This is a genomic window from Bradyrhizobium shewense (assembly GCF_900094605.1).
In the GTDB taxonomy this organism is placed as follows: domain Bacteria; phylum Pseudomonadota; class Alphaproteobacteria; order Rhizobiales; family Xanthobacteraceae; genus Bradyrhizobium; species Bradyrhizobium shewense.
On sequence record NZ_FMAI01000006.1, the window covers coordinates 89436 to 113648 of the forward strand.

General features: G+C 64.8%; 13 protein-coding genes. 2 read left to right on the forward strand and 11 right to left on the reverse strand.

Annotated features, from left to right (window positions below; translation table 11 throughout):
• Positions 1-13 precede the first annotated feature (13 nt).
• From GA0061098_RS13300 to GA0061098_RS13315, 4 genes are read right to left on the reverse strand one after another with little or no spacing between them, the layout of a single operon-like run.
• Complete coding sequence (locus GA0061098_RS13300) at positions 14-3118, reverse strand: efflux RND transporter permease subunit (protein ID WP_091956737.1); 3105 nt, start codon at positions 3116-3118, stop codon at positions 14-16.
• On the reverse strand, positions 3118-6267 hold the full coding sequence (locus tag GA0061098_RS13305) for an efflux RND transporter permease subunit (RefSeq protein ID WP_091956738.1): 3150 nt from the start codon (positions 6265-6267) through the stop codon (positions 3118-3120). The genes GA0061098_RS13300 and GA0061098_RS13305 overlap by 1 nt, the downstream gene beginning before the upstream one ends.
• Positions 6268-6304: 37 nt before the next feature.
• Positions 6305-7708 (reverse strand): efflux RND transporter periplasmic adaptor subunit, encoded by a 1404-nt coding sequence (locus tag GA0061098_RS13310; protein ID WP_091956739.1) that lies wholly within the window; start codon positions 7706-7708, stop codon positions 6305-6307.
• The gene (locus GA0061098_RS13315) at positions 7698-9182 is read right to left on the reverse strand and encodes an efflux transporter outer membrane subunit (protein ID WP_091956740.1); all 1485 of its coding nucleotides are present in this window, start codon (positions 9180-9182) and stop codon (positions 7698-7700) included. Before GA0061098_RS13315 ends, GA0061098_RS13310 begins: the two co-directional genes overlap by 11 nt.
• 722 nt (positions 9183-9904) lie before the next feature.
• Between GA0061098_RS13315 and GA0061098_RS13320 the strand changes: the two genes are divergently transcribed.
• Positions 9905-10939: a cysteine synthase A gene (locus GA0061098_RS13320; RefSeq protein ID WP_091956741.1), complete on the forward strand. Its 1035-nt coding sequence runs from the start codon at positions 9905-9907 to the stop codon at positions 10937-10939.
• Between the two features lie 41 nt (positions 10940-10980).
• Here the strand turns inward: GA0061098_RS13320 and GA0061098_RS13325 are convergent, their stop codons facing one another.
• The 7 genes from GA0061098_RS13325 to GA0061098_RS13355 all read right to left on the reverse strand — a co-directional run bounded on the left by GA0061098_RS13325 (position 10981) and on the right by GA0061098_RS13355 (position 22594).
• Positions 10981-13239 carry an O-linked N-acetylglucosamine transferase, SPINDLY family protein gene (locus tag GA0061098_RS13325; RefSeq protein ID WP_129590849.1) on the reverse strand — a complete coding sequence of 753 codons (2259 nt, stop codon included), beginning with the start codon at positions 13237-13239 and terminating at the stop codon, positions 10981-10983.
• A 116-nt stretch (positions 13240-13355) separates the two neighbouring features.
• The gene (locus tag GA0061098_RS13330; RefSeq protein WP_165637338.1) at positions 13356-15632 is read right to left on the reverse strand and encodes an O-linked N-acetylglucosamine transferase, SPINDLY family protein; all 2277 of its coding nucleotides are present in this window, start codon (positions 15630-15632) and stop codon (positions 13356-13358) included.
• A 98-nt stretch (positions 15633-15730) separates the two neighbouring features.
• Positions 15731-17980: an O-linked N-acetylglucosamine transferase, SPINDLY family protein gene (locus GA0061098_RS13335; protein WP_165637339.1), complete on the reverse strand. Its 2250-nt coding sequence runs from the start codon at positions 17978-17980 to the stop codon at positions 15731-15733.
• A 102-nt stretch (positions 17981-18082) separates the two neighbouring features.
• A complete protein-coding gene (locus tag GA0061098_RS13340; protein ID WP_018323160.1) occupies positions 18083-18820 on the reverse strand; it encodes an amino acid ABC transporter ATP-binding protein in 738 nt (245 codons plus the stop codon).
• 11 nt (positions 18821-18831) lie between these two features.
• On the reverse strand, positions 18832-20352 hold the full coding sequence (locus GA0061098_RS13345) for an amino acid ABC transporter permease (RefSeq protein WP_091956971.1): 1521 nt from the start codon (positions 20350-20352) through the stop codon (positions 18832-18834).
• A complete protein-coding gene (locus GA0061098_RS13350) occupies positions 20349-21554 on the reverse strand; it encodes an amino acid ABC transporter permease (RefSeq protein ID WP_091956742.1) in 1206 nt (401 codons plus the stop codon). Before GA0061098_RS13350 ends, GA0061098_RS13345 begins: the two co-directional genes overlap by 4 nt.
• A gap of 23 nt (positions 21555-21577) precedes the next feature.
• Positions 21578-22594: an amino acid ABC transporter substrate-binding protein gene (locus tag GA0061098_RS13355; protein WP_028144715.1), complete on the reverse strand. Its 1017-nt coding sequence runs from the start codon at positions 22592-22594 to the stop codon at positions 21578-21580.
• 389 nt (positions 22595-22983) lie between these two features.
• Here GA0061098_RS13355 and metC point away from each other — a divergent pair, with 389 nt between their 5' ends.
• Positions 22984-24168, forward strand: a complete 1185-nt coding sequence (metC, locus tag GA0061098_RS13360) for a cystathionine beta-lyase (RefSeq protein WP_091956743.1) — start codon at positions 22984-22986, stop codon at positions 24166-24168.
• Positions 24169-24213: the final 45 nt, after the last annotated feature.

Consider the following 24213-nt stretch of genomic DNA (forward strand, 5'->3'; position numbering starts at 1 on the left):
GCGCTTCAACAACCTATTCCGCCGGAGCAGGCACCGGACGCGGCTCCGACCGCCGCCGCAGGCGGTCGATCAAGAGGTAGATCACGGGCGTGGTGTAGAGCGTCAGGATCTGCGAGACGAACAGGCCGCCGATGATGGTGATGCCGAGCGGACGGCGCAGCTCCGTGCCGGGGCCGGTCGCCACCACGAGCGGAATGCCGGCGAACAGTGCCGCCATGGTCGTCATCAGGATCGGGCGGAAGCGCGCCTGGCAGGCCTCAAAGATCGCCTCCGCCGAGGACAGGCCGCGCTGGCGTTCGGCGTCGAGCGCGAAATCCACCATCATGATGCCGTTCTTCTTGACGATGCCGATCAAGAGGATGATGCCGACGAAGGCGATCACCGTCAGCGGCGTGTTGGTGAGCTGCAGGGCGAGCAGCGCGCCTAACCCCGCCGAGGGCAGCGTCGAGATGATAGTGAGCGGATGGGCGAGGCTCTCATAGAGCACCCCGAGCACGATATACATCGCCACCAGCGCGCCGAGGATCAGGAGCGGCTGGCGGCTGCTGGTCTTGGCGAAGTCGCCGGCATTGCCGTCGAAGCTGCCGCGGATGCCTTCGGGCATGTGCAGTTCCTCCACCGCCCGCTGGATGTTCTGGGTCGCTGCCTGAAGCTGCACGTCCGGCAGCAGGTTGAACGACACCGTCGTCGAGGGAAACGACTGCGAGTGATAAACCGCGAGCGCGGCCAACCCACGCGTCGCATGCACCACGGCCGACAGCGGCACCTGCGCGTCGCCGGCGCCGGCAACGTAGATGCGCTCGAGGTTGGAGGGATCGACCTGGAACTTCGGATCGATCTCCAGCACGGTCATGTACTGGTTGCGCTGGGTGTAGATGATCGAGATCTGCCGCTGCGAGAAGGCGTTGTTCAGGGCATTGTCGATGTCCTGAACCCTGACGCCGAGTGCCGAGGCCTTCTGACGATCGATGTTCAGGGTCAGCTGAAGCCCGCCGGGATCGCGGTCGCTGGAGATGTCGGTGATGCCCTCGACGCTCTCCATGCGCTTGGCCACGATCGGCGCCCATTTCTGCAGCAGACCGAGGTCGGTGCTGGTCAGCGTGTACTGGAAGTCGGAATCACTCTGCCGCCCGCCGGCACGGACGTCCTGGGCGGCGAACATGAAGAGGCGGATGCCGGGCACGGGGTACAGCGCGCGCCGGAGACGGTCGATCACGACCTGCGTCGAGACGTGGTCGCGCTCCTCCGGCGGCTTCAGGCTGATGTACATGATGCCGCGGTTCGAGGTCGCTCCCCCCGGCCCGCCTCCGGCGCCGACGGTCGAGCCGATGCCGGCCACGGCCGGATCCTGCATCACGATGTCGGCGAGCCGCTGCTGGAGGCCGAGCATCGATTGGAACGAGATGTCGGCCGAGGCGCGCGTCGCTCCGATCACGAAGCCGGAATCGTCGGTCGGGAAATAGCCCTTGGGGACCTTGATGTAGAGCGTCACGGTGAGGCCGATGGTGGCGAAGAACACCAGCAGCGTCGCCAGCGGATAGTCCAGCACGGTGCGCAAGGTTCGGGCGTAGAAGGCGACGATGCGCGACAGCGAGCCCTCGATCACCCGATCGAACAGCGTCGCCGTGCCGGACGTGGCCTGCCGGATGTAATGGGCGCAGATCATCGGCGTGACCGTGAGCGACACCAGCGTCGAGACCAGGATGGCGAAGGTCAGCGTCAACGAGAATTCGCGCAGCAGGCGGCCGACGATGCCGTCCATGAAGATCAGCGGCGTGAACGCCGCGATCAGCGACAGGCTGATCGAGACCACGGTGAAGCCGATCTGCTTCGCGCCCTCCTGCGCCGCCCGGAACGGCCGCATGCCGTGCTCGAGATTGCGGTACATGTTCTCGATCATGACGATGGCGTCGTCGACCACGAAGCCGACGGAGATCGCGAGCGCCATCAGCGACAGATTGTCGATCGAGAAGCCCGCCACCCACATGCCGGCGCAGGTGCCGGCCAGCGCCAGCGGCACCGAGATGCCGGCCGCGATGGTCGGCGTCAGCCTGCGCAGGAATACGAACACCACGACCATCACCAGGACCGCGGTGGCCAGCAACGTCCATTGCATGTCGAGCACGCTGGCGCGGATCGTGCCGGTGCGGTCGACCAGAGTCGAAATCTCCACACCGGCCGGAATCCACTGCTTCAGCTGGGGGACCAGCGCCTTCACCCTGTCGACGGTATCGATGACGTTGGCATCGCCCTGCTTGGTGATCTGGATCAGCACCGCCGGCTGCTTGTTGAACCAGGCGATCGACCGGGCGTTGCGGACGGAATCCTCGATGTCGGCGACGTCGGACAGCCGCACGAAATTGCCGTTGGCGCTCTTGATGACGATGTCGCGGAACTCTTTCGCCGTGCGCATCTGCTTGTTGAGCGCCAGCGTCTCGCTCTGGCGCTCGCCGTTGAAGATTCCGACGGGGCCGAGCGGGTTGGCGTTGACGATCGCGGTCCTGACGTCGTCGGTGGCGATGCCGGCGTTCGACAGCGCGACGGGGTTGAGCTGGACCCGCACGGCCGGCTGGTCGGCGCCTGATACCGTGACGTCGCCGACTCCCGGCACCTGCGAGATGCGCTGCGCCAGCACCGTGTCGGCGACGTCGTAAATCGCGCTGGCCGACAGCGTCTTCGAGGTCAGCGCCAGCACGAAGACGGGCGCGCCGGCGGTGTTGGCCTTGCGGAAGCGCGGCAGCGTCGGCAGGTCGCTCGGCAGATCGACCATCGAGGCGTTGATCGCCGCCTGCACGTCGCGCGCGGCCTTGTCGATGTTGCGGCCGATGTCGAACTGGAGCTGGATGCTGGTGTTGCCGAGCGTCGAGGTCGAGGTGATCTGGTTGATGCCCGATATCTCGCCGAGCCGCCGCTCCAGTGGTGAAGCCACCGTGGCCGCCATCACCGACGGGTCGGCGCCGGGCCGGCTGGCCGAGACGAAGATGGCGGGGAAGTCGACGTTCGGGACCGAGGCGACGGGAAGGAAATCGTAGGCGACCACACCCAGCAGGAACAACCCGATCGACAGCAGCGTGGTGGCAACCGGGCGGCGGATGAAGGGCTCCGAGATCGATGCCATCACTGCATCCCCTCGGTTGCGCCGGCGACCGGCGGGCCGCCGGATTCAGCCGGCGGCAGCGCCTGCTCGAGGCGGCGGTTGATGCGGTCGAGCGCGAGATAGATCACGGGCGTGGTGTAGAGCGTCAGCAGCTGGCTGAGCAGCAGGCCGCCGATGATGGAGATGCCGAGCGGAAAGCGCAGCTCGGCGCCGGTGCCGCTCTCGATCGCCAGCGGCAAGGCGCCGAACAGCGCCGCCAGCGTCGTCATCATGATCGGACGGAAGCGCAAGAGACACGCCTGCACGATCGCCTCGTTGGGCGACATGCCCTGCCCGCGCTCGGCCTCGAGCGCGAAGTCGATCATCATGATCGCGTTCTTCTTGACGATGCCCATCAACAGGATGATGCCGATCAGGCCGATCACCGACAGGTCCTGCCCGCACAGCACCAGCGCCAGGATCGCGCCGACGCCGGCCGAGGGTAGCGTCGACAGGATCGTGATCGGGTGGATGTAGCTCTCATAGAGCACGCCGAGCACGATGTAGATCGTGATCACGGCCGCGAGCAGCAGCCAGGGTTGTCCCGCCAGCGCCTTGGCGAACTCGGCGGCATCGCCGGCATAGACGCCGACGATGCTGTTGGGCATTTCGATCCGGGTCTCGATCGCCTTTACGGCGTCGACGGCATCGCCGAGCGCAGCACCCGGCGCGAGATTGAAGCTGAGCGACACGGACGGGAATTGCGCTTGGTGCGAGATCGCGAGCGGCGCCGTGGTGCGCTTCAGCGTCGCCACGGCCGACAGCGGCACCTGGGCGTTGGGCGCGCCGACGGTGGAACTCGCAGCGCCCGGCAGATAGAGTTTTGAAAGGATCGAGGGATCGCGCTGGTACATCGGCAGCGCCTCCAGCACCACGCGGTACTGGTTGGCCTGGCCGTAGATGGTCGAGATCTGGCGCTGCGCGAAGGCGTCGTTGAGCGTATCGGTGATGCCTTGCAGGCTGACGCCGAGCTGGCCCGCGCGGGTGCGATCGACGTCGAGTTGCGCCCGCAGGCCGCCTTCCTGCGCCTCCGAGGAGACGTCGCGGAACAGGGGATCGCGCCGCATCTCCGTAACCAGCTTGCGCGCCCATTCCGACACCAGCGCCGCATCGGTGCCGGTCAGCGTGTACTGGTATTGCGAACGGCTCGACTGGGTCGAGATCTGCACGTCCTGCACCGGCTGGAAATAGACGGTCATGCCGGGAATGCCCGCCACCCGCTCCTTCAGCCGGGTCACGACCACGCTAACATCGTCGCGCCGCTCGCCGCGCGGCTTCAAGGTCATGACGAGCCGGCCGACATTGGTGGTCGGGTTGACCGAGCCGGCGCCGATCACCGAGACCACGCCGACCACGTCAGGGTCCGCCTTGATGGCGTCGGCGACCTCGCCCTGCCGCTTCTGCATCTCCGCGAACGACACGTCCGGCCCGGCCTCCGTCACCGCCGTGATCGAGGCGGTGTCCTGCAGCGGCAGGAAGCCTTTCGGCGCAACGACGTAGAGGACGAGGGTCGCAATCAGCGTGGCGAAGGTCACGACCAGCGTGGCGCGCTGGCGCTCCAGCACCCACAACAGCGTCCGATGATAGGCCTCGACAGTGCGGTCGATGAAGCGGCTGATGGCGGCCAGCCCCGGCACCGCCAGCTCTTCATGGGCGTGCTTGAGCAAGCGTGAGCACATCATCGGCGTCAGCGTCAGCGAGACCACGGCCGAGGTCACAACCGCGATCGTCAAGGTCAGCGCGAACTCGCGGAACATGCGCCCGACGAGGCCGGACATGAACAGCAGCGGGATGAACACCGCGATCAGCGACACCGTCAGCGAGATCACGGTGAAGCCGATCTCGCTGGCGCCCTTCAGCGAGGCCTCCATCGGCCCGTCGCCGTTCTCCATGTGGCGCACGATATTCTCGATCATGACGATGGCGTCGTCGACGACGAAGCCGGTGCCGATCGTCAGTGCCATCAGCGACAGATTGTCGAGGCTGAAGCCGGCGAAATACATGATGCCGAAGCTGGTGATCAGCGACAGCGGCAGCGCCACGCCGGCGATCAGGGTTGCCCGCAACGAGCGCAGGAACAGCAGCACCACCAGCGTTACCAGCACGACGCTGAGGACCAGCGTGAACTGTACGTCGTGGACCGAGGCGCGGATGGTCACGGTGCGGTCGGAGACGATGGTGAGGTTCACGCCGGCCGGGATCGCGCGCTGCACTTTGGGGATTTCGGCGCGGATCTGGCTGACGACGTCGATGACGTTGGCACCGGGCTGGCGCTGGATATCGATGATGACGGCGGGCGTGCCCTGGTACCAGCCGCCGGTGCGGTCGTTCTCCAGGCCATCGACGATCTGCGCGACGTCGGCGATGGTGACCGGCGAGCCGTTGCGGTAGGCGATGATGACGGGCTTGTAGGCGTCGGCAGCGGCGATCTGGTCGTTGGCCGCGATGATGTAGGATTGCTGCGCGCCATCGAGCGAGCCTTTCGGCCCGGAGACGTTGGCGTTGGCGATTGCGGTGCGCAGATCTTCCATGGCGATGCCGTAGGCGGCAAGCCGCGCCAGATCGGCCTGGATGCGCACGGCCGGTTTCAGCCCGCCGAGCACCGAAACGCGCCCGACGCCGGAAATCTGGCTCAGCCGTTGCGCCAGAAGCGTGTCGGCGATGTCGCTCATCGCCCGCAGCGAGATGGTGTCGGAGCGCAGCGCCAGCGTCATCACCGGCGCGTCCGCCGGGTTCACCTTGGCGTAGGTCGGCGGATACGGCAGCGTCTTGGGGAGCACGCCCGCCGCTGCGTTGATCGCGGCCTGCACGTCCTGGGTCGCGCCGTCGATGTCGCGGTTGAGATCGAACTGCAGCGAGATCTGGCTGACGCCGAACGAACTCGTCGAGTTCATCGCCGACAGCGACGGGATCTGGCCGAGCTGCCGCTCCAAGGGTGCCGTGATCAGCGAGGCGATCACGTCGGGGCTCGCGCCTGGAAGCTGCGTCGTCACCTGCACGGTCGGGAAATCGACCTGCGGCAGCGCCGAGACCGGCAGTGCGAAATAGCCCAGCAGCCCGCCGATCAGCAGCGCGATGCCGAGCAGCGAGGTCGCGATGGGACGGCGGATGAAGGGTTCGGAGACACCCATGGGATCTGCCTGCCGCTTCAAGCGGCTGTTGTCGGGATCATGGCTGCTTGACTCCACTTCCCGATGCGCCCGGCCCCGGTGCCGGCCCGGTCTGTCCCTTCTGGTCGCCCTCGCTGCTCTTCCGCTTGGCGCGGAACTCGCCGTCCTTGCCCTGTCCGTCCTTCTGGTGCTCCTTCTGCCCTTCCTTGGCACCATCCTTCTTCTGGGCGTCAGGCCCCCGCGAGCGCTTGCGCGGGGCGAGATCGGCCGACGGCGTCTGGTCGTCGCGGCCGATGGTCACCTTGGAGCCGTCAGACAGATTGGCAAAGCCCGTAGTGACGACCCTGTCGGTCGCCGACAGGCCGCTGGCGATCACGGCGTCATGCTCGTTCTGCTGGGTCACCGTCACGGGCTTGGCCGAGACCACGTTGTCCTCGCCGATGACATAGCTGAATGTCCCGATCGGGCCGCGTTGCACGGCCGAGGTCGGCACCACCAGCGCCTGCGTCAGCGTCTCGACCTTGAGACGGACATTGACGAACTGACCCGGCCAGAGCTGGTAATTGGCGTTGGGAAACTCCGCCTTGAGCTTGAGCGTGCCGGTGGTCTGGTCGACCTGGTTGTCGATGCCAGTGAGTTTGCCGGTATCGATCACGGTGACGCCGTCATTGCCGAACACGTCCACCGCGAGCGTGCCCTTGGTGGCCGCGGCGTTGACGCGCATGATCTGTTGCTGCGGCAGGCTGAACCACACCGCAATCGGCTGCAATTGCGTGATCACCACGAGGCCCGTGGTATCGGAGGCGTGGATGATGTTGCCCTGGTCGACCTGGCGCAGGCCGGCTCGCCCCGAGAGCGGCGCCACGATCTTGGTGTAGCTCAGGGTCGCCGCCGCGTTGTCGATCGCAGCCTGGTCGGCCTTGACCAGCGCCTCGGTCTGCGCGACCAGCGCGCGCTGGGTGTCGGCCTGCTGCTTGGAGCCGGCATTGGAGGCAGCGAGCTGCTCGTACCGTGTCAGGTCGATGCGCTGGTTGGCGAGCTGGGCCTGATCCTGCGCCTTCTTGGCGACCGCCTGATCGTAGGTGGCCTGGTAGAGCGCGGGATCGATCTCGCCGAGCACATCGCCCTTCTTGACGTCCTGTCCCTCAGTGAAGTTGACCGCGATCAGCTTGCCGTCGACCTGCGAGCGCACGGTCACGGTGTTGAGCGCGCGGATCGCACCGACGCCGTCGAGATAGACCGGAACGTCCTGAACGCGGGGCGTCGCCGCCAGCACCGGCACCGGCAGGTCCGGCCGCGCGTTGCGGTCGGCAGCCGGCCTCTGGTGCATCGCGTTCCAGCCGAGATAGCCGAGGCCACCAAGGATCGCGAGCGTGATCAGGGTCATGACGAAGCCGCGGCCGCGCGACTTCTTCGCCGTCCCCTCCTTCGCGTCCTGCTTGATATCCGGCTTAAAGAGCATTGACCGGTTTCTCCATTCGCGGCTCCCAGCCGCCGCCGAGCGCCTGATACAGGCTGACGATGGCGAGCAAGCGGGCCAGTTGCGCCTGTGACAGCGCGTCTTCCGCCTGGAACAGGGTCAGTTGAGTGTTGAGCACGGTCACGATGTCGGCGGTGCCGGCGCGCAATTGCTGCTCGGAGAGATCGAAGGCGCGGCGTGAGGCGACGACGACGTCGCGCTGCAATTGCAGCTTGATCGTGGTCTGCTTGATCGAGAACAGCGCATTGTCGACGTCGGCAAACGACTGGATAATGGTCTTGCGGTAGGTCTGGAGCAATTCGTCCTGCCGCGCCTTGGCGAACTCGAAATTGCCGAGGATCTTGCCGCCGTCGAAGATCGGCTGCGTGGCGCTGCCGACGAGCTGGAAGAAGGCCGCATGGGGCTGGAACAGCGAGACCAAAGCCGAGCTCTGATAGCCGCCATTGCCGGTGAGCTGAATGGTCGGAAAGAACTGAGCACGGGCATTGCCGATATTCGCCGTCGCCGAGGCGAGTTGCGCCTCCTGCCGGCGGATGTCGGGCCGCTGCGTCAGCAGCTCCGAAGGCAGGCCGGGCGTAACGCGCGGGATCGCGATCCGGTCCAGGGAGCCACCGAGCACGCGCACGCTTTCCGGCGGGCGCGAAACCAGCACGGCGAGCGCGTTGACGTTCTGGTCCAGCGTCTGGCGCAGCGGCGGCACCAGGGCCTTCTGGTTGGCAAGCACGCTCTCCTGCTGGGCGACGTCGAGATCGGTGCCGGTGCCGGCCTTGCGTCGCTCCCTGACCGCATCGAGGATGCGCTGCGCGCTTGCAATGTTGCGCTGTGAGGTCCTGATGCGGTCCTGCGAGGCCAGCACCTGGAAATAGGCGTTGGCGACGGCCGCCAGCGTCGTCAGCGCGACGGTGTCGCGATCGAAACGGTTGGCATTCGCGGTCTCTTCCGCTGTCTGCAATGCGTCGCGGTTCTGGCCCCAGAAGTCGAGCTGATAGCTCGCGCTCAGCGAAGCCGAATAGTTGACGACTTCGCGCCCGCCGATGGACAGGCCGGACGCGCTTGAGCCCGAAGTGCGCGAATAGGTTTCCGATCCACCGGTCGAAACGCTCGGCAGCAGCGCCGCCCCCGCCTGCCGCGCCTGTGCGTCAGCCTGGACGATACGCGCAACGGCGGCGGCGATGTCGAGGTTGACGGTCTGCGCCTCTTCCATCAGCTGCGTCAGCTCCGCGGAGCGGAAGCCGCGCCACCAATCCAGTGACGGCGGCGCATCGCCCTTGCCCGCATATTTGTACTGCGTGGGAACGTCGAGGGCGGGATCCGGAAGGTCCTGGGTCAGCACGCAAGCACCCGAACCGGCGGCGAGGCACAACACCACAATCCAGCGCGCCGCGCGCAGCGTCCGGGATGCAGAACCTTCAGACCGCCGCACGGCGATCGCAGGAACATCCTGTGTCACATCCATCCCCCACCGGGCAGATCGAACCGCCGCGCAGCCGGATTAACCGATTCGCGGCGGGACAGTCGGGGGGCTTTGGACAACTCGTTCACAGCGGCGATGCTTTCTGCGGAACCTCGAAAACCATACTAGCCGGGCGCCGAACTGCGGGACAGTCCCGCAGTTGCGAGATGGCCACGCCAACGGAGTGGAAGCGAACCGCTCGAAATTCAAAAAATGGCTGTCTCGCAGGGATTTTTCTCATTCTGAAACATTGGGATACACGATCAAGCTTACCAAGATTTCATGTGATATTGCTGCCTCAGCGGCACTTGAGCCTTTCCATCCGACCGCACCACGCCCCGCCTCAGTCGCGCCCTGGCTGAGTAATCTCACAAGCCCGTCAATCGCTGAAGAGAAAGCCGTTCCGCGGGCCGATATGATTCGGCCATCCGGGCGTCATCCACGGCCCTCGATGGCGAGAAGCCTCGGCCTTGGAAAAAGTTTGTCGCGAGTTGGCGGGCGACGACTGTCATCTTCCCTGGCCGGACGGAGCGCGGGGATTTCCTCCTACCGGTATCCCGGCTTATGGCCGAGCGCATCGTCGCCGGGCGCGCCTCTCAGGAATATCGCTGTCTGAGCAGAGGTTTCGCTCGGTTTCGCCGCAGCGCAAAAGCCTTCCCCTTTGGCCTCCCAAGCACTACGTTCTCGCCAACCAGATCAACCCCCTTGGTAGCGATTTCCCTGACATGACCATTCGAAATGACGTTGTCGAAGCCATCGGCAACACCCCGCTGATCAAGCTGAAGCGCGCCTCGGACCTGACCGGCTGCACCATTCTCGGCAAGGCCGAGTTCATGAATCCCGGCCAGTCGGTCAAGGACCGCGCCGGCAAATGGATGATCCTGGAGGCCGAGAGGCGCGGCGAGCTCAAGCCCGGCGGTCTCGTGGTGGAATCGACCGCCGGCAATACCGGCATCGGTCTTGCGGTCGTCGCGAGCGCGCGCGGCTACCGCACCCTGATCGTGATCCCGGAGACGCAGAGCCAGGAGAAGAAGGATTTCCTGAAGCTGTGCGGCGCCGAGCTGATCGAGGTGCCGGCCCTGCCCTACGCCAACCCCAACAGCTACCAGCATGTCGGCCGGCGCCTCGCCGACGAGCTGCGCAAAACCGAGCCCAATGGCGTGCTGTTCGCCGATCAGTGGAACAACCTCGACAATGCCAAGGCGCATTACGAGTCCACGGGCCCCGAAATCTGGGAGCAGACCGGCGGTAAGGTCGACGGCTTCGTCTGCTCGGTCGGCAGCGGGGGCACGCTGGCTGGTGTCAGCCGTTACTTGAAAGAGCAGAACAAGAACGTGCAGATCGCATGCGCCGATCCGCACGGCGCGGGCATGTATGAATACTTCAGGACCGGCGATCCCAAGGCGACGCCGGGTGGCTCGATCACCGAGGGCATCGGCCTCAACCGGGCGACCGCCATCGTCGAGACCGCGAAGGTCGATGATGCCTATCTCATTCCCGATGCCGAAGCCGTCGGCGTGATCTACGAGCTGCTGCAGCACGAGGGCCTGTGCCTCGGCGGCTCGACCGGTGTCAACATCGTGGGCGCAATGCGCCTCGCCAAACAGCTCGGGCCCGGCAAGACTATCGTCACCGTGCTGTGCGATTCCGGCAGCCGCTATCAGTCGAAGCTGTTCAACGCGGACTTCATGCGGGCCAAGAACCTGCCGGTGCCGGAATGGCTTGAGAAGCGCAGCAACATCAAGCCGCCCTTCGTGTGATCGTCACGCGCCCCTCGGGTCGGGGACGCGGGTCCACAACGTCAGCGCCGTTCGGCCGGTTTACGCGACCTCGCCGCGCTCGCGGCGGCGGCACAATAGTCGCGCCAGAACTGGCGGTAGCCATCCTCGACCCTGCGCGTGTAGATCTCGACATTGCCGGCCGCCGAGGCTGCGATCTGAGCCGGCAGGCCCGCGCGCAATTTCGCCAGATGCTCGGGCTGCGAGGCAAATTTGCGGGCGATCTCGACATAGCCGTCGTCATCCTCGGCGACCCAGTCGTTAAGCCCGACCGCCGCCACGATGGCGCCGCCGGCGCGCGACGAGGCGCCGTGACCGAGCTTGACCACGACAGGAACGCCCGCATAGAGGGATTCCCAAGTGCTGACGCCGCCATTCTGCGGGAATGGATCGAGCGAAATATCAACTTGCGCGAAGGCCCGCAGATGTTCCGCGCGCGCTGACGAGCCCAGGCAGGTGATGTTCTCTTCGAGGACGCCTTGGTTCACGAGTCGCGCAAGAAGGCCGTCGCGCACCATGGGATCGTCAAGCAGCGTATGCTTGATGATGATCTTCGATCCGGGCACCTCCCGCATCACCCTCGACCACACGCGGATGGCCTCATCCGAGATCTTGGAGATGCGATTGAAAACGCCAAAGGTCACATGGCCGTTGCGGAGCATGGGAAGCTCAGAAGCAGGCACATCCAGGATGGGATCGATCGTGATCAGGCAAGGTAGATCGCAGACCTTTTCAGCCAGTAGACCACGGACCGATTCCGGAATGAAGATCGGATCGGCGAGCACGTAGTCCATGGTCTGAAGGCCGGTGCCCGTGGCATGTCCGAAGCCCGTGACCTGGATCGGGGCCGGCTTGCGGGCGAATACCGGGAGCCTGTTGCCGGTCGTATGCCCTGACACGTCGATCAAGATATCGATCTTGTCAGCCTCGATACGATCGGCCAGTTCGTCGTCCGAAAGCTGCCAGGCGTCGACCCAGATGTCCGCCAGCGACTTGAACTTGGCGGTCATCTCATCTCGTACCGGCGAGCTCGAATAGCAGACGATCTCGAACTTGGCGTGATCATGGTGGCGCAGCACCGGTAACAGGCCGAACGCCGCCGAGTGGTACCAGAACTCGGCCGCGACATAGCCGACCACGATCCGCCTGCCGGGATCGAGCTGCCGGGGCGCGAGCTTCCTCCGTGGCAATCTGGCGCCGATCGCATCCCACCAGGATTTGCGTGCCGCCTGCTGGACCGCGAAATCGGCCTCCGAGAGAAAGTCCAGAAAGTAGATCTTCCGCGCGATCAGCTCCGGCTGGTCCGGCGCGATGGCGAGGGCGGCGTCGAGATGTTCGATCGCGGCCGCGATCTCGCCCTGGTTGGCAAGACAGGAGCTCAGCAGCGCCAACGCGATTGCCGAGCGCGGATTTTCCTCGAGCAACGCCGTGCAAGCCAGAATCGCCTGCGCCGTATTCCCCATGCTCAGCGCGACTTCTGCCTTCCCCCGCAAGGCCACTTCGAGTTTCGGTGACAGTGCAAGTGCTGCATCAAATTCCGCCGCCGCCCGTTCCGGCCGCGACAGCGCAAAATTGAGCCGTCCGCGGTGGGCGAGGAGCTTCGCCGAACCTGGCCTGATCGCGAACGCCGCTGCGAGCGCGGCTTCCGCCTCGTCGTAATGCTTGAGCTCGATCCCGACCACGCCCTTGCCGATAAGGGCTTCTGCGTGACGCGGCTGAAACAACAGAGCGCGCTCGAAACTCTGCTTGGCGCGGTCAAATCGGCCCAGCGCCAGCTCGGCCAAACCACGATTGCAGAGCGCATCGGCGTTGTCGGGCTTCAGCCCGATGGCGCGGTCATACAATTCGATGGCTTGTTCCGGCAGGTTCATCTGGAGCAAGGCGTTGCCGAGGCCGGCCAGGGCAGGCGGAAAATTCGGCTTCAGCGCGATCGCCTTCTCCTGACATGCACGGGCGGCCTCAAATTTCTGAAGGGCCAAGTGCACAGCGGCGAGATTGTGATGCGCCTCGTGCGAACGCGGATCGATTGCGATCGCGCGCTCGAGCAGTTGTTGCGCCTCCTCCAGGCGCCCGCCCTGTTGCACGCTCAGGCCGAGCAAATGCGTGGCGTCAAAATGATCCGGAACGGCCTGTACAATCTGGCGGCAGAGCGCCTCGCTCTCCGCATATCTGCCCTGGCCATAAGCGCTCGCCGCGGCGGAGATGATGGCGTCGGCCTGCTTCTTCAATTTCTTCTGCAATCGCGCATTCTGGAATGCGCGCGCGCCGGCGCTGCTCTGCAAAGTGTCTCTCCGGGAGATGGCCCGTGGCGAGTCTAGCTGATTCGCGCGGCGAGCCGGCCGGCCGGCGGGACCGGAAATCCTTCCGGGCTATTCCGGGGCTTGCTGCTGGATCCGGCTCAGGAACCGCCGGATGCATCTGCCCCGCTTACCGCAGCGTCGTCGCCTTCCGCGGCGGCGGCACAATAGTCGCGCCAGAACTGACGGTAACCCGCTTCGAGCTCACGCGTGTAGATCTCGACATTGCCGGCGGGCGAGGCTGCGATCTGAGCCGGCAAGCCCGCGCGCAACTTCACTAGATACTCGGGCTGCGAGGCGAATTTGCGGGCGATCTCGACATAGCCGTCGTCATCCTCGGCGACCCAGTCGCCGAGACCGACGGCGGCCACGATGGAGGCGCCGGCACGCGAAGAGGCTCCAATGCCGAGCTTGGCGACGACGGGAACGCCCTTGTAGAGGGATTCCCAGGTGCTGATGCCACCATTCTGCGGGAACGTGTCGAGCGAAATATCGATCTTGTCAAAGGCCATCAGGTGGTCGTCGCGCGAGGTGGTGCCGAGGCACGTGATGTCCTCCTCGGCAATGCCCTGCGCGATGAAGCGTGCGATCAGGCTATCGCGCAAGAGGACATCATCGAGCAACCCATGCTTGAGGATGATCTTCGATCCCGGCACCTCCCGCATGATGCGCGACCACACACGGATCGCATCATCCGATATCTTGTAGATGCGGTTGAACACGCCGAAAGTGACGTAGCCGTTGCGGAGCATCGGCAGTTCGGAGGGCTGCAGATTGGTGACGGGCTCCATCGTGATCAGGCACGGCAGATCGTGGATCTTCTCGGGAAACAAGTGCCGGGCCGATGGCGGAATGAAGATGGGATCCGCGAGCACATAGTCCATGGTCGGCATGCCGGTGCCCGTAGCGTGACCGAAGCCCGTGGCCTGGATCGGCGCCGGCTTCCGCGCGAAGCATTGCAACCTGTTGCCTGTGGTATGGCCCGACACGTCGATCAGGATGTCGACACTGTCGGCCTGAATACGATCGGCGAGTTCGTCGTCCGAAAGCCCCCAGGCATCAACCCAGACGTCAGCCAATGATTTGAACTTGGCGGTGTACTCGTCCGCGCCCGGCCAGCAGTAGTAGCAGATGATCTCAAACTTGGTGTGATCATGATTGCGCAGCACCGGCAGCAGGGTGAGTCCCGCCGAGTGCTGCCGGAATTCGGCGGCGACATAGCCGACCACGATCCGCTTTTCCGGATCGAGCGGCCGCTTCGGCAGTGTCCTTTGCGGTATCTTCGAGCCGATCGCATCCCACCAGGACTTTCGCACGGCCTGCTGGACCGCGAAATCGGCATCCGCGAGGTAGTCCAGCAAGAAGATCTTGCCTCTGATCGCGTCTCCATAATTCGGTCGGAGCACAAGCGCGCGATCGAGATATTGGATCGCAGCTTCCATGTCTCCCTGGTTCGAATAAGCGAAGCCCATCAGCGCCAACCCCATCTCGGAGCGCGGATTTCGCTCGATCAAGGTCGTCGCCGCCGCCATCGCCTGTGCGGTCCTTCCCATCACGAGGCAGACCTGCGCCTTGCCCCGAAGGGCCAGTTCGAGCTTGGGCGAAATCGCAAGAGCCGCATCGAAATCCGCAAGCGCGGGCTCGAGGCGCTGCAGCTCGTAACTGAGCCGCCCGCGCTGGGCCAGGATCCTCGGCGCGCCGGGCTTGATCGCGAGCGCCATGGCGAACTTGGCTGCCGCCTCCTCGTGGTGCCGCAGTTCCATGCTGACCATGCCGCTGCCGACGATGGCCTCTGCGTGACGCGGCTGAAACAGCAGGGCCCGATCAAAGCTCTCCTTGGCGCGCATGATCTGCCCAAGCACGATCTCGACCATGCCGCGATTGCAGAGCGCGTCGGCATAATCCGGTTTGATCTTGATGGCGCGCTCGTGCATTTCGAGCGCCTGCTCGTAGAGTCCCATATGCATCAGCGTGTTGCCGAGATTGGTCAGCGCCACCGCGAAATTCGGCTTCAGCGCGATCGCCCTCTCCTGGCACCGCCGCGCCTCCTCGTAATTGCCGAGGTCGAAATGCACGGTTGCGAGGTTGTTATGGGCATCGTGCAGGCGCGGATCGAGCGCAATCACGCGCTCCAGCAGCTGCTGTGCCTCCTCGAGGCGCCGGCCGTCATGGGCGCACATGCCGAGCAGGTGCATGGCGTCGACATGATCCGGAAGGGCCTTCAGGATCTCACGGCACAGCGCCTCGGTCTCGGCATAGCGGCCCTGGCCATAGGCGTTTGCCGCAGCGGCGATGACGGCGTCGGCCTGCTTCGTCAACTTCTTCTGCAATCGCGCATTCTGGAATGCGCGCGCGCCGCCGCCGCCGCTGTTCTGCAAGGTGTCTCTCCGGAGGATGCCCTCTGGGGAGTCTAACTGATTCGCAGCCCTGGCCCGCCGGTCACCAGACCAGCATCGCCTCCGGGATTTCCCGGGGCTCAGCTCTGGCTCGCCACCTCGCCGCGTTCCGAGGCGCCGGCACAATGATCGTGCCAGAAACGGCGATAGGCCGCTTCGACCTCACGCGCGTAGACTTCGACGTTGCCGGCAGGGGAGGCTGCGATCCGAGCCGGCAGTTCCGCCCGCAACGTCGCCAGATGAGCGGGCTGCGCCGCATATTTGCACGCGATCGCAGCGTAGCCGTCGTCATCCTCGGCGACCCAGTCGTCGAGGCCGATGGCCGCCACGATGGAGCCGCCGGCGCGCGACGAAGAGCCGTTGCCGAGCTTGGCGACGACCGGAACGCCCGCATAGAGCGATTCCCAGGTGCTGATGCCGCCATTTTGCGGGAAGGTGTCGAGGGAGATGTCGACTTGCGCAAAGGCCAGCAGATGCTCGTGGCGCGGGGTCGAGCCCAGGCAGGTGATGTTCTCTTCGGCAATGCCCTGGGCCACGAACCGCGCGATCAGGCCGTCGCGCAGCAAGGGATCATCGAGCAGCCCGTGCTTGACGATGATCTTCGACCCCCTCACCTCACGCATCACTTTCGACCACACCCGGATCGCCTCATCCGAGATCTTGTAGATGCGGTTGAACACACCGAAGGTCACATGGCCGTTCCGGAGCATGGGAAGCTCCGAGGGCGGCACGTCCAGGATGGGATCGATCGTGATCAGGCAGGGCAGATCATGGACCTTCTCAGTCAGCAAATGGCGCGCCGATTGCGGAATGAAGATTGGATCGGCGAGCACGTAATCCATGGTCTGAAGGCCCGTGCCAGTGGCGTGCCCGAAGCCCGTGACCTGGATCGGGGCCGGCTTGCGGGCAAATACAGGCAGCCTGTTGCCGGCCGTATGCCCGGATACGTCGATCAGGATATCGATGCTGTCCGCCTGGATGCGATCGACGAGCTCGTCGTCCGAAAGCTGCGCGGCATCGACCCAGACATCCGCGAGGGGCTTGAACCTCTCGGTGATCTCATCCTGCAGCGGCCAGCAGGAATAGCAGACGATCTCGAACCTCGTGTGATCATGATGGCGCAGCACTGGCAACAGCGCGAACGCGGCCGAGTGGTTTCTGAATTCCGAGGCGACATATCCGACGACGATCCGCTTGCCCGGATCGAGGTCCCGGGGCGGCAGTGTCCGTTGCGGCAGTCTGGTGCCGATCGCATCCCACCAGGATTTTCGCGCCGCCTGCTGGATCGCGAAATCGGCCTCCGGCAGATAATCCAGGATGAATATCTTGCGTGCGATGGCATCCGCATAATCCGGCGTGATCTCGAGCGCCGCGTCGAGATGCTCGAGCGCCGTCGCGACGTCTCCCTGGTTCGCGTAGCAGGCACCGAGAAGCACAATCGCGTAATCCGATCGCGGATTGTCCTCGAGCAGGGTCTTGACGGCCGCAATCGCCTGCGTCGTGTTTCCCAAGAGAAGGTTGACCTGCGCCTTGCCACGCAGCGCGAGCTCGAGCCGCGGCGATTGCGCCAGCGCCGCATCGAAGTCCGCCGCCGCTTGCTCCAGCCGGTGCAGGTCGAAGTTGAGCCGTCCGCGCTGCGCCAGAATCCGCGGTGAACCCGGCTTGATCGCTAGCCCTGCCGCGAGGGCGGCTTCCGCCTCCTCATAATGCCGGAGCTCGATGCACACCATGCCCTTGCCGGCGATCGCTTCCGCATGACGCGGCTGAAACGACAGGGCGCGATCGAAACTCTCCTTGGCGCGCTCGGACCGGCCGATCATCAGCTCCGCCATACCGCGGTTGCAAAATGCATCGGCATAGTCGGGCCGCAGCCCGATAGCGCGTTCATGCAGCCCGATCGCCTGTTCGCCGAGACCGACGTTCAGGAGCGTATTGCCGAGATTTGTCAGGGTGATCGGACAATTCGGCTTCAGCGCAATGGCCTTCTCCTGGCATGCGCGCGCGTCCTGGAATTTCTGGAGGTCGAAATACACGGCGCCGAGATTGTCATGGGCATCGGGCGAGCGCGGATCGAGCGCAATCGCGCGTTCGAACAGCTGTTGCGCTTCCTCCAGCCGCCCGCCCTCATACGCGCGCAGGCCGAGCAAGTGCGTGGCGTGGAAATGATCCGGAACCTCCTCCACAATGCCGCGGCAGAGCGTCTCGGCCTCGGCAAATCTGCCCTGCCGGAGAGCCTCGACCGCGAGCGACATGACGGCGTCCGCCTGCTTCCTCAACTTCTTGTGCAATCGCGCATTCTGGAATGCGCGCGCGCCGACACTGCTCTGCAAGGTCTCTCTCCGGAAGATGGCCCGGAAAGAGGCACAGCTGATTCGGATGGTGCCAGGCTGGCGGCCCGGTCAGACCGCCGAGGTCTCCCGATGGCTGAGTGCTCAGCGCAGGATCTGGCTCAGGAACAGTTTTGTGCGGGCGTGCTGGGGCGCCGCAAAGAACTCGTTCGGCGTGTTAGCCTCGATGATCTGGCCGGCGTCCATGAACACCACGCGGTTGGCGACCTCGCGGGCAAAGCCCATTTCGTGGGTGACGACCAGCATGGTCATGCCTTCCTCGGCGAGGTCCACCATGGTGTCCAGCACCTCCTTGACCATCTCGGGATCGAGCGCCGAGGTCGGCTCGTCGAACAGCATGACCTTCGGGTTCATCGTCAGGGCCCGCGCGATCGCGACGCGCTGCTGCTGGCCGCCGGACATCTGCCCCGGAAACTTGTTGGCCTGATGCGGGATCTTGACCCGCTCCAGGAACTTCATCGCGTTGATCTCGGCGTCCTTCTTCGGGATGTTGCGCACCCAGATCGGCGCCAGCGTGCAGTTCTCCAGCACGGTCAGATGCGGAAACAGGTTGAAGCTCTGGAACACCATGCCGACCTCGCGGCGCACCGCGTCGATGTGCTTGAGGTTGGGCCCGAGCGCGATGCCGTCGACGACGATCTCGCCCTCCTGGAATTCCTCCAGCGCGTTGATGCAGCGGATCAGGGTCGACTTGCCGGAGCCCGAGGGTCCGCAGATCACGATGCGCTCGCCCTTCTCGACCGCGAGGTCGATGTCGCGCAGCACGTGAAAGTCGCCGTACCATTTGTTGAGGCCGGAAATCTTGACGATGGGGTCTGACATGGTGACCTCGATCAGTTGCGACGGTGGGCGTTGAGGCGGTGCTCGACGAACAGCGAGTAGCGCGACATTCCAAAGCAGAAGATGAAGTAGATGATCCCGGCGAAGGCGAAGCCGGTGAACGCGGTCGAAGGCGTCGACCATTTCGGGTCCGAGAACGAGGCCCTGAGCGAGCCCAACAGGTCGAACAGCGCCACGATCGAGACCAGCGAGGTGTCCTTGAACAGCGAGATGAAGCTGTTGACGAGGTTCGGAATGACGTGACGCAGGCCCTGCGGCAGCACGATCAGCGAGGTCGTCTTCCACCAGGACAGCCCCAGGGCCGCGGCGGCCTCGCCCTGCCCGCGCGGAATCGCAGCAAGCCCGCCGCGGACGTTCTCGGCCTGATAGGCGCCCGTGAACAGCGCGATGCCGATCAGCGCGCGGACGAGACCGTCGACGGTGAAATTGCCGGGCAGGAACAGCGGCAGCATGTAGGTGGCGAAGAACAGCACGGTGATCAGCGGCACGCCGCGCCAGAACTCGATGAAGGCGATCGAGAATATCCGGATCAGCGGAATGGAGGAGCGGCGGCCGAGCGCCAGCGCGATGCCGATCGGCAGCGAGGTGACGATGCCGGTGACGGAGACCACCAGCGTCACCAGGAGGCCGCCCCACAAATTCGTCGTCACGACCGGCAGTCCACCGCGATCGAGCCCCATCAGTTTGATCACGACAGCGATGGCGGCGAAGGCCGCGATGCTCGAGGCCAGAGCGCGCCAACCCGTGCGCAAGCCGCCGCCGAGGCCGAAGGCGATCAACGACACGACTGCGGTCGTCACGGCAAAATCGGCCCAGACCGACTGGCCCGCCCCCTGGATCTGATCGCGCAGCCAGGTCAGCGGAAGGATCAGCCAGGAGATCGCCGTGCCGACCAGCACGATGAAATTCCCGACCACCCACAACAGCGGCGCAACGGCGGACGTCTTGCTGAGTCCGAGCACGGCCTGCCCGGCGCCGATGATGCTGTCGTCGAACAATTCCAGCAGGCCGGCGGTCCAGCTGAGGCCGAAGCCCTTGATGCCGCCACCGTGCAGCAGGAAGAACGCGACCACCGGAAATGCGAAGAAGAACAGACTGGCGTTGAGCCCCTTCGCCGGCAGACGCGGCACGAGCAGCGGCACCAGCAGGGCCACCGCAAGGATGAAGGTGAGGTTGACCCGCCAGCGCTCGGCCTCGGGATAAAAGCCGTAGATCAATTGCGGCAGCTTGGCCTGGATGTAGGGCCAGCAGGCGCCGACCGCAAAGCCGGCGTTCTCCGCGAGGCATGCTGTGCGGTCCTTGCCGCTCCAGACCGCATCGACCATCAAGAACCTGACCGAGGGAACGATGGTGAACCACAACAGCAAGGCGCCCACGATCGTGAGCAGGATGTTGGTCGGCGAGTTGAACAGGCGCGTGCGCATCAGCCCGACAAAGCCCGTGGTCTTCACAGGCGCGGGACGTTCGGTGAGCAGGTCCCGGCGGACGAAGCTGCTCGAGGCGATATCGCTCATGCGCCCAGACTCCGGCTGACGCGCCACCCGTAGACGCTCATGACCGCGCTGGTGAGCAGCGAGATCAGGAGATAGATGCCCATGGTCATCGCGATGATCTCGATCGCCTGCCCGGTCTGGCTCAGCGACGTGCCGGCGAACACCGAGACGAGGTCGGGGTAGCCGATCGCGACCGCCAGCGACGAGTTCTTGGTGAGATTGAGGTACTGGTTTGTCAGCGGCGGCACGATGACGCGCATGGCCTGCGGCACGACGATCAGCCGGAGCGTGGTGCCGCGGCTGAGGCCGAGCGAGGCCCCCGCCTCCATCTGCCCCTTGTGGACGGACAGGATTCCGGCGCGTACGATCTCGGCGATGAAGGCGGCAGTATAGGTCGATAGCGCCAGCGTCAGCGCCACGAATTCCGGGATGATCCGCGAGCCGCCGGCAAAATTGAAACCCTTCAGCTGCGGCAGCTGGAAGGTGAAGGGCAAACCTGATACCAGCATCGTGGCGAGCGGCAGTCCGAACAGCAGGCCCAGCACAGTGGGCCAGATCCGGATCATCCGCCCTTCCTGAAACAGCGCGCGCCGCGCATAGAAGCGCAAGGCCAGTGACGCGACGATACCGAGCGCCAGCATCGCCAGAAATGGCTCCAGGCCGCTCCCGCCGACCGGGCTTGGAATGACGAGGCCGCGATTGCTGATGAAGGCAACGCCGAGCAGCGAGATGCTCTGCCGCGGATTGGGCAAGGCAGCGAGCACCGCGAGGTACCAGAACAGGATCTGGAACAGCAGCGGCAGGTTGCGGATGAGCTCGACATAGATCTCGCCGACGCGGGACAACAGCCAATTGGGCGACAGCCGGCACAGCGCGACGATGAAGCCGATCAAGGTGGCGAAGACGATGCCCACCACCGAGACCACGAGCGTGTTCAGGAGCCCGACCACGAACACGCGCAGGAAGGTGTCCGAACCGGTATAGGAGATCAGGGTCTGGTTGACGTCGAAGCCGGCATTATTCCTGAGGAAGCCGAAGCCGGCGGCAATGTGCTGGTTTTCGAGGTTGGCGCGGGCATTGGAGACGATCTCATAGCCGATCCAGCCCAGGATCGCCGCGAAGGCAAACTGGACGGCAACGCCGTTCCAGCCTGCCTTGCCACCCAGAACGCGCCTGATCTTCAGCGCGATCTGGGGTGGCGGTTTTCGGGCCTCGGTGCTCATGCCGCTGCCAGCGGATCAGATGATCAGCGGATCGGCGGCGCGTACTGAAGACCGCCCTTGTTCCAGAGGTTGTTGAGACCGCGATTGATGGCGAGCGGCGAGCCGGCGCCGACATTGCGATCGAACACTTCGCCGTAATTGCCGACCGCCTTCACGATCCGCACCACCCAGTCCTTGGTCAGGCCGAGCTGTTCGCCGAAATTGCCGTCGGTGCCGAGGACGCGCTTCAACTCGGGATTTTCCAGCTTCGCTTTCTCGTCGACGTTCTTCGAGCTCACGCCAAGCTCTTCGGCGGTGACCATCGCGAACAGCGTCCACTTCACGATGTCGAACCACTGGTCGTCGCCGTGGCGCACCATGGGGCCGAGCGGCTCCTTCGAGATGATCTCGGGAAGCACCATGTGGTCGTTGGGATTGGCAAGCTTGAGACGGTTGGCGTACAGGCCCGACTGGTCGGTGGTGAAGACGTCGCAGCGTCCGGCCTCATAGGCCTTGACCGTTTCGTCGTTGGTGCCGAACGCGATCACCTCATATTTCATGTTGTTGGCCTTGAAGTAGTCGGCCAGATTCTGCTCGGTGGTGGTGCCGGTCTGCACGCAGACCGAGGCACTGTTGAGCTCGAGCGCCGAATTCACCTTGAGCGACTTCTTCACCATGAAGCCCTGCCCGTCATAATAGGTCACGCCGGTAAAATTGGCGCCGAGCGAGGTATCACGCGAGATGGTCCAGGTGGTGTTGCGCGAGAGCACGTCGATTTCGCCGGATTGCAGCGCGGTGAAGCGGTCCTTGGCGGACAGCGGCACGTACTTGACCTTGGTCGCATCGTTGAAGATCGCCCCGGCGATCGCCTTGCAGACGTCGACGTCGAGGCCGGTCCAGTTGCCCTTGTCGTCGGGCGAGGAGAATCCCGGCAGGCCCTGGCTGACGCCGCAGGACAGCATGCCCCGGTCCTTGACCGTCTTGAGCGTTTGCGCATCGGCGGCTTGGGCGGAGAGGCCGGCGGCGAGAGCAAGGGTGAGAGCCAAGGTTACGCGTTTCATGGGCTTTGGGCCTTTCAAAGTCGTCTCAAGGAACGTTGTCTCAGGATCATCGCTGCCAGGGCCAGGCGTATCAAGGCCAGCCCTGCAAGAGTCATGCTGGAAAACCTTGCCGAACACCCGCCGATCCCGGGAGGCCATACCTTAATCCCCGCCGCAGGCGCCCGCCGATATGGCTGTGGCGCAAGGTCCGGTCAGACGATGGATCGAAGGTCGCGGCAGGCCCCTCAACATGCGGCGACTGAATAGCACCTGCGCATCACAGAACGACTGGCGTGCCGGGTCAAGGGGTTGACGGGACTCTTCTGTGTTCTGTTATTAACGACAGCGGCCTTTCGGCCAGCCCATCGGGCGCCAAGCCCGAGCGGAAACGCGGTTTTGAAAGCAGACGCATGGATTCCTCGCACCCCCAAGAGCAGCAGGCCGAGACCCGGCTGGTCACCTCCGGCCGCGACACCAAGGCGCAGAAGGGGTTCGTCAATCCGCCGGTCTTTCATGGCTCGACCGTGCTCTACCCGACCGCCGAGGACCTGCACGCCCATCGCGGCGAATTCACGTATGGCCGCCACGGTTCCCCTACCACCAAGGCGTTTCAAGAGACGCTGATGGCGCTGGAGGGACCGCAATGCGCCGGCGTCGGCATCGTCCCGTCGGGGCTGTCGGCGATCTCGACCACCCTGCTCTCGGTGCTCAAGGCCGGCGACAATCTCCTGGTCTGCGACAACGTTTATCGGCCCTCGCGCAATTTCTGCAACGGCCTGCTCACCCGCTTTGGCGTCGAGACCACCTATTTCGATCCGATGATCGGCGCCGGCATCGACAAGCTGTTCAAGCCGAACACCCGGGCGGTGCTGGTGGAGGCGCCAGGCTCGCAGTCGTTCGAGATGCCGGACATTCGCGCCATCGCCGAAGTCGCGCATGGGCGCGGCGCGCTCGTCATCGACGACAACACCTGGGCGACGCCGCTCTATCACCGCTCGCTCGAACAGGGCGTCGACATCAGCATGCAGGCCGCCACCAAATATATCGGCGGCCATTCCGACATCATGTTCGGCACCATCTCGGCCAATGCCAAGGCCTGGCCGCAGATTGCGGAAGGCATCCGCCTGCTCGGCGTCTGCGCCGGACCCGACGACGTCTTCCTGGCGCTGCGCGGCCTGCGCACGCTGTCGGTGCGACTGGCGCAGCATCATCGCTCCGGGCTCGACATGGCGCGCTGGCTGGCTGGCCGACCCGAGGTCGCGCGCGTGCTGCATCCGGGTCTCGAGACCGATCCCGGTCACGCGATCTGGAAGCGTGACTTCACCGGCGCCTCGGGCCTGTTCAGCATCGTGCTGAAGCCGGCCCCGCAGAAGGCCGTCGACACCATGCTGAACACGCTCAAACTGTTTGGCATGGGCTTCTCCTGGGGCGGCTTCGAGAGCCTTGCGATTCCCTTCGATTGCGATGCCTATCGCACCGCGACCAAGTGGTCGCCGGGCGGCCCGACGCTGCGCCTGCATATCGGACTGGAGAGCGTCGACGACCTCAAGGCCGATCTCGACCGCGGCTTCGCTGCCCTCAAAGCGGCAATGTGAGCCTGCTCACAAGGCATCTCGACTGCGGACGCGCCAACGCGCGCC